The 14,398-nt window shown below is 45.6% G+C and carries 15 protein-coding genes; 7 read left to right on the forward strand and 8 right to left on the reverse strand.

The window, feature by feature from the left end:
* Nucleotides 1-37 precede the first annotated feature (37 nt).
* From K0O23_RS04190 to K0O23_RS04210, 5 genes are all read right to left on the reverse strand, one after another.
* Nucleotides 38-1,330 carry a hypothetical protein gene (locus tag K0O23_RS04190; protein WP_219876134.1) on the reverse strand — a complete coding sequence of 431 codons (1,293 nt, stop codon included), beginning with the start codon at nt 1,328-1,330 and terminating at the stop codon, nt 38-40.
* Complete coding sequence (locus tag K0O23_RS04195) at nt 1,323-2,039, reverse strand: type III pantothenate kinase (protein WP_219876135.1); 717 nt, start codon at nt 2,037-2,039, stop codon at nt 1,323-1,325. Before K0O23_RS04195 ends, K0O23_RS04190 begins: the two co-directional genes overlap by 8 nt.
* A 3-nt stretch (nt 2,040-2,042) precedes the next feature.
* Entirely contained in the window at nt 2,043-3,815 is a 1,773-nt protein-coding gene (locus K0O23_RS04200) for a pseudouridine synthase (protein ID WP_219876136.1), read from the reverse strand.
* A 94-nt stretch (nt 3,816-3,909) separates the two neighbouring features.
* Entirely contained in the window at nt 3,910-4,473 is a 564-nt protein-coding gene (gene scpB, locus K0O23_RS04205; protein WP_219876137.1) for an SMC-Scp complex subunit ScpB, read from the reverse strand.
* 12 nt (nt 4,474-4,485) lie between these two features.
* Nucleotides 4,486-4,875 (reverse strand): TraR/DksA family transcriptional regulator, encoded by a 390-nt coding sequence (locus tag K0O23_RS04210; RefSeq protein WP_219876138.1) that lies wholly within the window; start codon nt 4,873-4,875, stop codon nt 4,486-4,488.
* A gap of 419 nt (nt 4,876-5,294) precedes the next feature.
* Between K0O23_RS04210 and K0O23_RS04215 the strand changes: the two genes are divergently transcribed.
* Nucleotides 5,295-5,849 carry a DUF3575 domain-containing protein gene (locus tag K0O23_RS04215; protein WP_219876139.1) on the forward strand — a complete coding sequence of 185 codons (555 nt, stop codon included), beginning with the start codon at nt 5,295-5,297 and terminating at the stop codon, nt 5,847-5,849.
* A gap of 87 nt (nt 5,850-5,936) precedes the next feature.
* On the opposite strand, the gene ribH is transcribed toward K0O23_RS04215, so the two are convergent.
* The 3 genes from ribH to pdhA form a co-directional block, all read right to left on the reverse strand.
* Complete coding sequence (gene ribH / locus K0O23_RS04220) at nt 5,937-6,413, reverse strand: 6,7-dimethyl-8-ribityllumazine synthase (RefSeq protein WP_219876140.1); 477 nt, start codon at nt 6,411-6,413, stop codon at nt 5,937-5,939.
* Between the two features lie 169 nt (nt 6,414-6,582).
* Nucleotides 6,583-7,293 carry a tetratricopeptide repeat protein gene (locus K0O23_RS04225; protein WP_219876141.1) on the reverse strand — a complete coding sequence of 237 codons (711 nt, stop codon included), beginning with the start codon at nt 7,291-7,293 and terminating at the stop codon, nt 6,583-6,585.
* A gap of 123 nt (nt 7,294-7,416) precedes the next feature.
* A complete protein-coding gene (gene pdhA, locus K0O23_RS04230; protein ID WP_219876142.1) occupies nt 7,417-8,463 on the reverse strand; it encodes a pyruvate dehydrogenase (acetyl-transferring) E1 component subunit alpha in 1,047 nt (348 codons plus the stop codon).
* A 129-nt stretch (nt 8,464-8,592) separates the two neighbouring features.
* On the opposite strand from pdhA, the gene recF reads away from it, so the two are divergent.
* The 6 genes from recF to K0O23_RS04260 all read left to right on the forward strand — a co-directional run bounded on the left by recF (nt 8,593) and on the right by K0O23_RS04260 (nt 14,343).
* Nucleotides 8,593-9,699: a DNA replication/repair protein RecF gene (recF, locus tag K0O23_RS04235; RefSeq protein WP_219876143.1), complete on the forward strand. Its 1,107-nt coding sequence runs from the start codon at nt 8,593-8,595 to the stop codon at nt 9,697-9,699.
* Nucleotides 9,700-9,786: 87 nt separating this feature from the next.
* The gene (locus K0O23_RS04240; RefSeq protein WP_219876144.1) at nt 9,787-10,134 is read left to right on the forward strand and encodes a hypothetical protein; all 348 of its coding nucleotides are present in this window, start codon (nt 9,787-9,789) and stop codon (nt 10,132-10,134) included.
* Nucleotides 10,135-10,638: 504 nt separating this feature from the next.
* Nucleotides 10,639-10,962 (forward strand): DUF721 domain-containing protein, encoded by a 324-nt coding sequence (locus tag K0O23_RS04245; protein WP_219876145.1) that lies wholly within the window; start codon nt 10,639-10,641, stop codon nt 10,960-10,962.
* A 311-nt stretch (nt 10,963-11,273) separates the two neighbouring features.
* Complete coding sequence (locus tag K0O23_RS04250) at nt 11,274-11,828, forward strand: acyl-CoA thioesterase (RefSeq protein WP_219876146.1); 555 nt, start codon at nt 11,274-11,276, stop codon at nt 11,826-11,828.
* Between the two features lie 575 nt (nt 11,829-12,403).
* A complete protein-coding gene (locus tag K0O23_RS04255) occupies nt 12,404-13,786 on the forward strand; it encodes a M28 family peptidase (RefSeq protein ID WP_219876147.1) in 1,383 nt (460 codons plus the stop codon).
* A gap of 110 nt (nt 13,787-13,896) precedes the next feature.
* Nucleotides 13,897-14,343 carry an MBL fold metallo-hydrolase gene (locus K0O23_RS04260; RefSeq protein WP_219876148.1) on the forward strand — a complete coding sequence of 149 codons (447 nt, stop codon included), beginning with the start codon at nt 13,897-13,899 and terminating at the stop codon, nt 14,341-14,343.
* Nucleotides 14,344-14,398: the final 55 nt, after the last annotated feature.

A 14,398-nucleotide genomic window follows, 5' to 3' on the forward strand; every position in this document is an offset into this window, starting at 1 on the left:
CAAGAACGGCCTTTTCATTTATACTTTGTAACGATGGCTAATCTATGCGGCGCTTAATAAACCACCTGCTGTTTACGGTAAAGCCAACGCTAAACTGGAAATAGTTTTCCTTGATAAGGTTATTGTCTGTGGTGCCGCGGCTTCCGTATCCAAAGGCAGCATTCAGTTGGTATAGATCGTAGATTGTGGAGCGGCCCAATGGCATTGTAAAGCCTGTTGTTATACCCTTGTCTTTAATAGACTCGCCTCTGGCACTGTATGGCGTGTCTCCGTAATAGACACCGGCCCGGTAGGTAACGCGGGCAAAAAAGTTATCTATTGAGTTTGCATTAGGGGTGTATTCACCTCCAAGTGCCACACGATAGCTGTCTCCCAATTCACTTTCCCCGGAAAAGTTTCTGAACTCTGACCACTTCTGGCTGTAGAAATCAGCCCCGATAGTCAGGTTTTTTCCGTTGTCGAATGTTAATCCGGCATGAAGGCTTGGCGGCAGATTTACGCTGCTTTCTGAGCTGTCAGGCAATATGTTATCGTCCAATATGTTGTCTGATAGTGTTCTACGCTCATAAGATGACCTGCGCGTTGCATCCAAATCAGTGCCAAAGCTATAAACTGCGCCCGCACTTAGGTAAGATTTATCTTTAATTTGCTTGCGGTAATTCGCACCGGCTCTAAATATAAAATTCTCGTAGCGTATGCGTTCGTTGTACACCACTTTCTCGCTGCCAATAGCAGCCAACGAATCATCCTGCACTACCGAAGCGGACTCTTTTGTGATAGCCCCAAACAAATAAGATGCACTACCACCTATTGTAAGGCCGTCAGCAATTTTAACGCCGTGCGAAAAGTATGCCTCTGAAATGCCGCCTTCGCCCAAATACTGCTGCTGTATGGTAGCACGTGGATTACTTGGCAGGCTTGATGTTGTTCTGGCCTCGTAGTTAACAACGCTATATGGCCTTAAACCAATTGCAGAGCTCCAGCGCTTCGATACCGGTACTGCCAGCGTTAAGTTGTAAAGGTTAGCATTACCGTCAGTTTGCTTTTCAGCAGAATTTTTGATGGTTTTTAACTGACCTGCCACACCCATATCAAATACTGTTATACTATTATAGTACAACAGTGCTGGGTTAGCAGTATTGGCCTGAAAGCTATTACCTGCACTTATACCTACGCCGGCCATGCCTGCGTTGCGTACGTTGCCAAGGTTGTAGTTATATTCCCCTAAGCCATAGCGAGAGTACGGGGTGTTGCCAATATTTTGCGCCTGTGCGGCATGTGCCAGGCATAGTATGGCAAAGCCTATCAGTACTCGGAGTGATTTATACATTATGTGCTAATATTCTGTGAAGCCCGATTAAAACTAACTCAGGAATTACAAAGATGCGTCCTTTTAATTTACTTTCAAAAAATCCTGCGTCTCCTCCGCAAAGTATAACCACCAGATCTTTCGCTTTTTCTGAATAAGCCTGAATAAAGCCATTGAGTTCGGCCACGGTTCCAGCAAGCACCCCACTAAGTATAGACTCCTGCGTTGACTGCCCGGTAAGCGGGTACTCATTTTCAGTTCGCTCTACTAACGGCAGGCGCTTTGTAAAAGTATGCAATGCCTTAAATTTCATGTTCAAGCCCAGCGAAATTCCTCCTCCAAGGTAGTTCCCGTTTTTGTCGACAAAGTCGTGGGTAATGCAGGTGCCGGCATCAAATATTAAACAGTTGTGCCTCGGAAACAGGTAATTAACCCCAACTGCGGCGGCAATTCTATCTGCGCCCAGGGTTTGCGGGGTTTTATACTTGTTAAAAACAGGCAGGGCTGTCTGCTCAGAAAGCTCTATAATGCTTCCTGATACAGACAGCCCTGCTGCTATACTTTGCGTGCCCGCCGCAACAGAGGCAACAATGGCATGGTCAAATTTTTGGTTCTGCAGCTCCTGCGGCAATTCATGCCCGGTAAAATAACCCTGCTTTACCAAGGCATCCTTTTCAAAGATACCATATTTGGTGCCCGTGTTTCCTATGTCTATAGCGACGTTGCGCATATGTTACATAAAGTATTTTAGCCTTACTACCTCTTTTTCAGATAAGAAACGCCAGTTGCCGCGCGGCAGGTCTTTTTTGGTAAGGCCGGCATACTGCACACGGTCCAGGGTAACTACATCATAGCCCAGGTGTTCAAAAATTCTGCGCACAATGCGGTTACGGCCAATATGTATCTCTATACCCAGAAAGTGATTTGATTCTCCTAATATGGCCACATCATCCACAACTGCTTTGCCGTCTTCCAGCTCCACTCCTTCCGCTATCTTCTGAAAATCTGCTTTGGTGATTGGCTTATCCAGCTCTACCTGGTAAATTTTCTTGATATCGTTTGATGGATGCGTCAGCTTTTGGGCCAGCTCACCATCATTGGTGAATAGCAGTAGGCCAGTTGTGTTGCGGTCCAGGCGGCCAACCGGGAAAATGCGCTCTTTAGAAGCATTCGCTACCAGGTCCATCACCGTCTTGCGGCCTTCAGGGTCTTCAGTGGTCGTGATAAAGTCCTTTGGCTTGTTTAGCAACACGTACACCAGTTTTTCACGGTTAAGGATCTTCTTGCCATACTGCACATTGTCTGTTAGCTGTACCTTGTATCCCATCTCCGTGATCACCTCGCCGTTTACTTTAATCTCACCAGCCTCAATTAAGCTATCAGCTTCGCGGCGCGAACAAACACCTGCATTGGCGATAAAGCGGTTCAGACGAATAGTGCCATCCTCATCCTCTTTTCGGTTCGTTTTTTTGATGCGTGGGTTGTCTTTATATCGGCTCAGATTATAGTTAGGAGCTTCCTGGTCTTCGCCTTCTTTACGGTCGTTAAAACGGTCGCGGCTTGGTGCCTGTTTGCCTAATCTTTCTTCTCTGTTCTCTCTGTATGGTTTTTTGTTGCCATCAAAGCTACGGCGTTCTCCACCTTCGCGGCGTGGGCTGTCGTTGCTAAATGAACGACGCTCGCCATCCTCACGTTTTGGTCTATCGTTGTTAAAAGAACGGCGTTCTCCGTCTTCTCTTCTTGGCCTGTCTGAGTTAAAGCTGCGACGGTCGCTGCCTTCTCTCCTGTCATTGCCAAAAGATTTGCGTTCGCCTCTTTCGCCACTTTCTCTTCTGTCGTTACTAAATGATCTTTTCTCACCATCTTCACGGCGCGGACGATCGCTGCTGAAAGAACGGCGGTCTCCACCCTCTCTTCTTTCGCCGCCGCGGTCATCTCTTCTGGCTGGCCTATCTGAGTTAAATGACTTGCGTTCGCCACCCTCGTTTGCACGATCGTAGCGTTTTACACGGTTCCCTTCAGATGGACGTCTTTCGCGATTCTCTCCGCCTTCGCGTCTGTCTCCGCCAAAAGATCTGCGTTCGCCGCCTTCTCTTCTGTCGTTGCCATAGTTGCGGCGTTCTCCGTCCTCGCGTCTTGGTCTGTCAGAGTTGAAAGAGCGTCTTTCGCCGCCTTCTCTCCTATCAGACCCAAACGAGCGACGCTCACCTCTTTCACCACTCTCTCTCTTATCTCCAAAAGAACGGCGCTCACCACCTTCGCGGCGGTCGTTATTGTATGAACGGCCTTCGGCTCCGCGGTTATCCCTTCTATCGTTATCTCGCCTGTCGGGGTTAAAGCTGCGGCGTTCGCCACGTTCTCCACCTTCAGGCCTATCGTTCTTATCTCTTCTGTTAAAGATTTTTTTGCCTTCACGGTCGTTATTTGGTCTGTCAGAACGGTTTCTGTCAGAGCCATCTCTTCTGCCGGCGTTATCGCGGGCAGGTCTTTCGTTTTCTCTTGCCATTGTATTGTTTTTATCGATGCAGTATCGCTACTGTACCTTCATTATGTGCAGTATTAATAGAAAATCTCTATTTATAGTTCAATAAGGGTGTAGCCTAGTCGGCTGTTTCGCCAATCATGTTTTCTTCTGTGGCGAAGTCTTTTAGTTGCGGGAGGTCTTTGATGTGGTTGATGCCGAAGTAATCCATGAATTTCTGGGAGGTGCCATAAAGTACAGGGCGCCCAATGGTGTCGGCTTTGCCTTTGATCTCGATCAGCTCTTTCTCGAGAAGCTTGTGTATTGCATAGTCGCAGCCTACGCCACGGATTTGCTCTACCTGTGATCTTGTTATCGGCTGTTTATAGGCAACTATTGCCAGCGTCTCCAGAGAAGACGCTGACAACTTTTTCTTTGATTTCTGCTTTAGATAAGTACTTACCGTATCCTGATATTGCGGCTTTGTAAGAAACTGGTAACCGCCCCCGATCGCATAGATTTGGAAAGCAAAGCCGGTCTCGTTAAGCTGCTCATTTATGGCCTCAACAGCCTCGAGCACATCACTTACCAATACCTCTTCCAAGCCCATAGACTCCTGTAAGCAACGCTGAATTTCTTCGATGCTTATCGGTGACTGGGCACAAAATACCAGGGCCTGAATATGGTTTTGCAGGATATTCAAATTGTAAAAGTACTAGTCGTTACGCTGTAGTTTAGCCTCAATGGAGTGCTGTGTATGCGGTACTGCGCGCAATCTCTCTTTCGGGATAAGTTTGCCAGTTACAATGCAAACACCATAAGTGCCGTTTTTAATACGTATCAGTGCGTTCTCTAACTGCTGGATAAACTTCATCTGGCGTGAAGCAAGCTGGTTTAAGCTTTCCTTCTCGGCAGTATCAGCACCATCTTCCAACACTTTTGTAGGAGATGCTGTGTTATCTGTTCCTGAATCGTTACGGCGGCTAAGAGTCTCCTTTATAAAGGTTACTTCTTTGCGGGCATTAGTCAGCTTCTCTTCAATAATGCTTTCAAACTCTGCTAACTCCTCGCGCGAATAGCGCTGCTTTTCTTCGTTTGTGTTCATTTTGTCTTTTTAGAACTGTATATCTTTAACTCAATATTTAGCTTATTAATTCCCCTTTTTAGCAGTGATGTATTTCAATATCAATCTTACACTAGTACAAACCCAAGCCTTCTATACGCTTTATTAGCCTGTGCTCCTCACAAGCATCTGTTTATTAGCATCTTTGCTAAAATTCGTGCAAAAATAAGATTAAACAATTTAATATACTATGGATAACCAAAAATTAATGGCACCCCATTAATTTTATTCTATATTTTGCGAGAATTGGACGTTTTTAACTGGTTTATCAAGAACCGTGCTTTAATGTTATAACTTATAAAAATAAATTTATATACGCTTCATGTTATATATATACAAACGTATATATTTGTTCAGTTTATAATTAATGTTTATCCAACTTTTTATTATTTATTTCTGCTATGAAGCGAATCTTATTTTTAGTTGTGGCAGCATTTGCCATCTCAATGGGTGCTGTACAGGCACAAAGTAATGTTGTGAAGATCAACGTACTTAGCCCAATTGTTCGTACTGGTTCTGTATTTTATGAGCGTACTATTGCTGAAGACAAAAGTATTCAGCTGGGTGTATTTTATACTGGCTTTAGTATAGAAGACACTAAATTCAGTGGTTATGGCATTACGCCGGAATTCAGGAAATATCTTTCTAAGTCGAAAGAAGCTCCACAAGGATTTTATATTGCTCCGTTTATGCGTTACCAGTCGTTTAACATGACTGCTGAGCACGAAGGCTTTAGTGACCATGCAGATAAAGCAACATTTAAGACTTTTGGTGGTGGTTTGCTAGTTGGTAACCAGTGGGTGTTTGCAGATCGCTTTGTCCTGGATACTTTCTTTGGTCCTAACTACAACGCTGGAAGCATAAAAGTAGAAAGCGGCGAAGAAGATGCTTTTGATACTGGTGCATTCGGTGGTTTTGGTATCCGCACAGGTATAGCTTTTGGTATCAAGTTCTAAAAACAGAACCGATCATACTTACGAAACGAGGCGGCTTTAGTAAGCCGCCTCGTTTTTATTTATACTTGATTTATACTTTTGCAAATCTTAAAAGCTAAGCATACCAATTACTGCAGCGGCCGCCTCTACACCTTTATTACCGTGCTTACCGCCTGCTCTGTCTAAAGCCTGCTCCAGGTTGTTGGTAGTAACTAAACCGAAAGCTACCGGCTTGTTAAACTTTAAGGATACGTTGGTTAAGCCATTTGCCACTGCATGGTTAATATAATCATCGTGTTTAGTATCGCCTTTGATTACAACACCAATACAAATTACAGCATCTATTTCCTCCTGCATCGCCAAAAACTGAGCTCCTAAGGTAAGTTCGAAGCTACCCGGAACGGTATTTATGTAAATGTTTTCCTTTTTAGCACCATGCTTTAGCAGCGTGTCTACAGCACCCTGGCATAATACACTTGTTATATCGTCGTGCCACTCAGCTACTGCAATTCCAATGGTTTTATCAGAGATGTCTTTAAAGTTCTCTTTTTTATAATCGCTCAGGTTCTTTAGAGATGTAGCCATACTTTAACTGGTTGATCGTTAATGGTTGTTAGTTATTCGTGTTTTACGGTTAGTATAACACTCACTTTGATACTTTGCTTGTTTTATACTTCCTGGCTGGCAAGTGCTAATAAAAAAGCGCTTTTGCCGATAAGACAAAAGCGCTTTTTTAGCATAGCCTTTTTATACTTTAGTTATTGCCGGCCAGTGCTTCGGCGCGGGCTTTATACTTTTTAGCTTCAGATACTTCTTTAGAAGCAACAAAATCTGTGATGATCTTATCATAAGCCTCTGCAGCTGCAGAGAAGTTATTATCAGCCTCGTAAGCAATGCCGGCTTTCATCAGGTACTGTGGCGAGAAATGCTCGTTAGCGTTATAATTTGCAGCTTTCATGTACATATCAGCAGCCTCTTTGCTTTTTCCCTGCTCCAGCAGCGCATCGCCAGTAAGGCTGTAAGCACGTGCCTGCAATAGGTAATCATCAGCGCTAAAATCCTCCAGATACTCCTGGGCCTCTGCAAATTTACCCTGCTTTAGCAAAGCCACGCCCGCATAGAAATTGGCCAGGTTACCGGCGTCAGTTCCATCGTATTGATCAGCAATAGCTAACAAACCAAGGTACTGACCGTCTCCGTTAAGGGCTTTGTTCAGAGAGTCCTGCTCGAAGTAATAAACGGCCTGGAACATTGCATTATGCCCCTCTGTGCTACGTGTAGACTTGTAGTTATACCATAAGAAACCTGCCACAACAATAGCAGCGATTGTTGTAAACGCAACGAGTAACTTCGTTTTGTTTTTCTTCACGAAATCCTCTGATTGCGACAAGCGCTCTGCCAACGCATCCGGATTTTCTACCAGCTCCTCAAACTCGCTGTGGTTCTTAACTGTTTCTTTAGCCATTGATTTAAATTGAATTATAAATTCAAATGTAAAAATTAAAAATGATTTGCACCAATCTTATTAACAGGGCAACAACCAATTCCTAACTTTTAATTCCTGATTTGTAGTTTTTTACACTTCTAATTAGTCCATGATGTATGGATAATCCGGCTCCACGTAGATATCCGTGTAAAGCTCAGACGGATCCGGATAAGGGGATTCCTCAGCAAACTTAACGGCTTCTGCCACACGCTGCTTTATCTTCTCATCAATCTGCTCTAATTCTTCTTCCGTAGCCCAGTTATTCTTAAGGATAGTAGCTGCTACAGACTCTATAGAGTCGCGGCCTTTATAGTCTTCCAGCTCTTCTTTGGTTCTATACTTGGCAGGGTCAGACATGGAGTGGCCTTTGTAGCGGTATGTTCTGAACTCAAGCAATGTTGGTCCTTCGCCGGCACGTGCACGCTCAGCAGCCTCTGCTACAGCATTGTGTACGTTTTCCACGCTCATGGCATCTACCGGGAAAGAAGGCATATCGTACGCAGAACCTAGTTTGTACAGGTCCTGCACGTTTGATGTACGCGTTACAGATGTACCCATAGCGTAACCGTTGTTCTCGATCACGAAGATCACAGGCAGTTTCCAGGTCATGGCCATATTCAGGGCCTCGTGGAAAGCACCCTGACGCACAGCACCGTCACCCATGTAGCAAATGCAAAGGTTACCTGTGTTGTTATACTTCTCAGCAAAGGCAAGACCTGCACCAAGTGGCACCTGACCACCAACAATACCGTGGCCACCTACAAAGTTCACGTTCTTATCGAACATGTGCATAGAACCGCCTTTGCCCTTAGAGCAACCAGTAGCTTTAGCAAACATCTCGGCCATTACAGCACCTGGGTCTGTGCCTAAGGCAAGCGGGTGTGCATGGTCGCGGTAAGCGGTAATCCACTTATCATCCTTGGTAAGCGCAGTTACAGCACCAGCCACACAAGCCTCCTGGCCAATGTAGAGGTGGCAAAAACCTTTTATTTTTTGCTGGCCATACAACTGGCCTGTTTTTTCTTCGAAGCGGCGGATGAGTTTCATGTTCTCAAACCACCACATGTATGTTTCTTTTGAAAACTTTGGCTCAGCCTGTACCTTTGCTTTCGCCGACTTCGCTTTTGCCTTATCTTTCGTAGCAGCCATGGGTAAAAATCTAATCTGGGTTTTATCCGTTGCATGTTCAGGCTGAAAAGCACCTGAAACAAGCGGGCAATCAGGCCCATAACGGGTTTAGCTTGCGAAATTAAGGAAAAAGAATTCAAAGTAGAAAAAATGCTCCTCGAAAATCTTAGTTTACTGTTCTTTAAAAACTACGAAGAGGCCTCACTGGCCTTTACGGAGCATATTAATTGCTTTATCGGCGACAACGGCAGCGGAAAAACAAACCTGCTCGATGCCATCCATTACCTCTCTATGACCAAAAGCGCTTTTCCGGGCACCGAGGTACAAAGTATTAAACAGGGCGAGGATTTTTTTATGGTGAAGGGCCGTTTTGAAGTTGAAGGTGCCAAGCACACCGTGCAAGTTAGCATGAAACAGGGCCAGAAAAAGGCTGTTACACATAATAAAGTACTTTACGAAAAGATAAGTGACCACATTGGCCAGTTTCCGGTGGTGCTTATCTCGCCTTACGACACCGATCTGATACGCGAGGGCAGCGAAGAGCGCCGTAAGTACTTCGACAGCCTTATTTCGCAGCTAAACCATTCTTACCTGGAGCAGCTGATACAGTATAATTACATACTTAAACAGCGCAACTCGCTGCTTAAGCAGTTTGCTGATCGAAATTACTACGACCGTGACTACCTGCAGATATTGAACGAGCAGCTTATACCTTTTGCCGAGCAGCTAACGCAGGAGCGCGAAAAGTTCTTAGGGGAGTTTGTGCCTGTTTTCCAGAAGCATTACCGCCACATCTCCGACAGCTCCGAAACTGTTACGCTTACCTATAAAAGCCAATTATCAGGCTCTGATTTTGCCCAGTTGCTGCACCAGGCCGAACGCAAAGACCTGGCTTTGCAACGCACTACCGTAGGTCCGCACAAAGATGATTTCGTGTTTCTGATGGATGGCAACCCGGTGAAAAGCTTCGGATCGCAGGGCCAGCAGAAAAGCTATGTTATAGCCCTAAAGCTGGCTCACTTTGAGGTAATGGACCAGCGCCAGCACCACAAGCCCCTGCTCCTGCTCGACGATATCTTTGACCGCCTCGACGAGAAACGCATTACCAAACTCATGCAGATGGTGGCCGCCCATACTTTCGGGCAAATCTTTTTAACTGATACCCATCTGGACAGGACAGATAAAATACTTGAAGGGCTTTCGGAAAGTATCCGTAGATTTGAGGTAAGAGAGGGAGTAGTTAGACAAATTGCTTAATTGCTGATTACTAAACTGTTGTGGCCTGATTTATTAATAATACGTTAAAGTATAAATTCTAACTTGCAACTTTTAGGGCGAAGCGTCATGAAGAAATACAGTTACTTGTTATTCGCAGTTGTGATATGCTTAACAATGGGTTTTCAATGTGGCGATGATTACTTGCCAGAACCTGAACCAGCACAAATTTTCAAAGAAACGCTAAGCTTAAACCCTTTCAAAAAAACCTATAGTATAGGTGATACTATCTGGATTGAGACAAACATAAATGATAAGCACCTGTTCGATTCTAAGTCAGGTCGGGAAGTTTTAGTTGATTCTGTTTCTCTTCCAATTGAGCTGTCCTATTCAGCTTTGTACCAAGTTTATACCCGACCTGAAGGCTTTTGCAAAGTAGTAACATCAAGCCCTGTTGAAGAAAACACAGAATTATGAGAGAGCGACTCATATCATAGCCTCATATGGGTGTAACCAATCTGATTACCGTTTTAAAGTGGGCATCGTGCTACTTTCTACAGGAGTATACTCATTGAAAATTGCTGAGAAGAGTAACTTCTACAATTGCTTAAAGCCGCAGCAATATGCCAGGCATTCACAAATCTCCTACACCTTCGGCTTGAACGATACAAATAAAGATGTCTTCTTAGCCATACCTTCCATCTCAAGAGGGGGCTTAAATACAGAGAAAATAGACAGCAAAGAGGAGTATATTGTAAAAGTAGTTAAGTAGAACACCAGAGGCTTTCCTCCTGATGTCAAATAATCTCACCTGATTATTACCTCAGAAATTTAAAGATTTGAACTTTAAGCGTTCTTTATCTCCTAACTTTGCTCAAACTCTTTCTGATTCCAAATCCAAGAGAGCAGCCGAAGCAATATAAATAGACAGGCAAATTACTAATTCATTATTCACCATTACTAATCTATAACTCCCCACCCGTGCGCTACTACAAGAAGAAAGAAGAGATTGACAGACGAAAAGCGGACATCCAGCCGATTGGAGACAGCCTGAAAGCGCTGATGAAAGCTTACAGGCTGGACGGTAAACTGGGCGAAGTACAGCTGGTGCAGAACTGGGAGAAAATTATGGGCAAGCCCATTGCCATGAAAACGCAGCAGCTATACTTTAAGGACGGAAAGCTGTTTGTGCGCCTTACCTCTGCCCCACTTAAGCACGAACTTAACATGTCTAAAAGCAAGGTAATTGAGATGCTGAACATAGAGGCTGGCAGCAACGTGGTAAAAGATGTGGTGTTTTTATAGTCTTAACCGCAGATTAATACCGATTTGTGGGATTTGATTGATTACATTGAGATGCAATATCGCGCATCTTTTTTATTCTGTCAGAATCAGGATTCGGACCTCACAGCGTCCAGGAGACCTGTGAGTGTATTACGATAAAGCAAAAGTATAAATAAACCTAAGCCCCTCCCTTTTAAGAGGACACCTATCCCCAGAAGTGAATTACGCTTACTGGTGAATCCCGCCAATCCTACAAATCCTCATTAATCTGTGGTTTAGACAAAATTAAAGTTCTCTCCGTATACTTGGGTCAAAGTATAAATCAGTTAACCATGACCACACCTGCATTCAGACCTGTATCCTACTCCCAAACCACCCTCACTGAGCTCATGATCCCGAGCTACGCCAACTTCGGAGGTAAAATACATGGTGGCATTCTGCTTTCGTTAATGGACAAAGTTGCCTATGCCTGTTCGGCCAAGCATGCCGGCAACTACTGCGTAACCGTATCTGTGGATGGCGTTAATTTTCTGCAGCCTGTAGAGGTTGGCGAATTGGTATCGCTGAAGGCATCCGTTAACTATGTAGGTAACACGTCTTTGATGGTAGGCATCAGGGTTACAGCAGAAAATGTGAAAACCGGTATTGTTAAGCACACTAACACCTCTTACTTTACGATGGTTGCTAAAGATGATGAAGGAAGCTTAACCAAAGTACCCGGCCTTATACTTGAATCCCGTGACGATGCCCGCCGTTTCCTGGAAGCTATCAAACGCAAAGAGTTTTCGCAACGCTACCAGATGGAGTTCTTCAATACCAAAAGTATACTTAGCGTGGATGAGGAGTTATACTTACTGCGGGATGAGCGTTGTAAGCTGGCCTTCTGACTCGGACCTCCCAGCATAGACGATTAACACACTCCTACCCCTCTCAAGAGGGGAATTGGCCACTGCTTTTGTAGCATTATAAGTTTCATAGCCTCAGCCATTCCTCGGACAGGTCGCGACCTCTCCCTACAAATCAGAATTTATACTTAGCTACCAATTGCAACAGCCGCCGGCGAAGAAGTGTCCTTTCCAGTCCTTGGGTGGGGGAAGGGGCCCTCGATAAAGAGCGCCTCGAGAGGTTCCGGTGACAAGCGCAAGCGAGGCAGCACGAGGCACGAGTGCAGGAAGCGAGAAGAGGGCCCCTACCCCCAGCAGCGCGATGCCCGAGAACGAGGCCTTGCGGCCTTGAGCACACCAAAGCCAAAGATGAAAGTATAGGCAAACAAGACTGAGGAACAGCAGCTGCTCGATATAAAGGCAGAAAAACGCCAGCAGTAGTAAAAACCACAGCGAAGAGAAGATCAGCAAGTATAATACCTAATAACTGCAGCACAAAACAATCCTATCAACGTCAAAACAATGATTTTTGCAGATTCTTGTTTAACTTTAGAGTTCATACACATACCTAAACTAACATGACCTTAAAATTTAACCTAACCAAACTGCTGGCGGTGGCTGTGCTGGCAGGATCATACTTTATCACCCCTTCGCAAAGTATAGCTCAGGAAGTAGTGCGCCAGGACGATGAGATAAAGCAGATGGTAAACCAGATCTCTGCTAAAAACCTGGAAGAACTGGTGCGCAAAATGGTAAGCTTCGGCACACGCCATACGTTAAGCACAACTACCAGTAAAAAAGAAGGCATTGGCGCGGCCCGCGAATGGGTAAAGTCAGAATTTGAGAAGTATGCCCAGGCTTCCGGTGGCCGCATGACCGTGGAGATGGATAAGTTTGTAGTAAAAGCCGACGGACGCCGTGTGCCGCAGGATACCGAAATGGCGAACGTTATTGCCATACTTAAGGGCACCGACCCTACCGATGACCGTGTGATTATAGTAGGCGGCCACCTTGACTCCAGAGCAACCGATGTGATGGACGCCAAGAGCAAGTCCCCTGGCGCTAACGACGATGCATCAGGTGTTGCCATTGTAATGGAGATGGCCCGCATTATGGCCTCTAAAAAATTCCCGGCTACGCTGATGTTCGTGGCTTTTCAGGGTGAAGAACAAGGGCTGTACGGCTCTACGCACCTGGCAGAGCGCGCCAAGAAAGAAGGCTGGAATCTGGTGGCCATGCAGAACAACGACATTGTGGGCAACTCTTACTCTGCCGAGACCGGCATTCACGATAACTCCAGAGTACGCATTTTTAGCGAAGGCACTCCGGCCAGCGAAACAGAACAGGAGGCACGCCTGCGCAGAACACTTGGTGCAGAGAACGACAGCCCTAGCCGTAACCTGGCCCGCTACATGGAAACCGTTGGCGAAAAGTATGTAGACCAGATCGATGTTATACTAGTACACCGCGCTGACCGCTTTTTGCGTGGCGGCGACCACACGCCATTTAACCGCCAGGGCTTTTCGGCGGTGCGCATGAGCGAGATGAACGAGGACTTTGACCACCAGCACCAGGACGTGCGCAAAGAGAACGGCAAACAGTACGGCGACCTGCCCGAGTTTATGGACTTTGAGTACCTGCGCAAAAATGCCGGCGTTAACCTGGCAAGTATGGCCAGCTTGGCCTGGGCACCGGCTGCACCTCAGAAAGTAGGTGTTATTACCTCTGGCCTTACTAATAATACAGACCTGAAGTGGGAAGCGCCAGCAAAAGGACAAAAGCCAGCTGGTTATTATGTATTAATGCGCCCAACGCATGCCTCAAACTGGGAAAAGAAGTTCTATGTTACCGACACTAAGGCCACGCTGCCATACTCTAAAGACAATTACTTTTTTGCCGTGCAGTCTGTAGATGCTGAAGGCCACGCCAGTTTGCCGGTATTGCCCGTTCCAATGCGCTAAGTAAACATGATGATTAAGCGATTGCAATCCGTTATAATTTGCCTGTTGTTCGTGTTGCCTGCCTATACTTTGCGGGCACAAAATCAGGAGATAAAGGTAACTAAGTATGCGTGCCCACCCACTGGCACGAAGACAAAATAGGAGGCATGGCAGCCATGCAGCAGCAGGGAGTGCCGGTGGTTACTTCTAAACTTACAGCCATACTTGCCGTTGAAAATGGCAAGGGCACACCCGATATTACTTTCGCAACAGATACAACGTTTACAGTCGGCGGGCAGCGGTTTGAGGTATATTATCCAGGCGGTGGCCATACTTTGGATAACGTGGTGGTATACTTGCCACAGCAAAAGATCCTGTTAGGCGGCTGCCTGGTAAAGGACCTGCAAACAAACACCTTGGGTTATACCGGCGATGCCGATCTGGGTAACTGGCCAACGGCCACCCGGAATGTGCAGCAACGTTTTCCGAAAGCAAACGTGGTTGTATCCAGCCACGGCCCATGGGGCGATAAAACAGCTCTGAGCCATACTTTAGACTTATTACAACAGCAACAGTAAACAAAAAAGCAGCTCTAAAATAGGGCTGCTTTTTCAGGGTATGTGGTTGTATTCT

The organism is Pontibacter aydingkolensis, assembly GCF_019443125.1.
In the GTDB taxonomy this organism is placed as follows: Bacteria; Bacteroidota; Bacteroidia; order Cytophagales; family Hymenobacteraceae; genus Pontibacter; species Pontibacter aydingkolensis.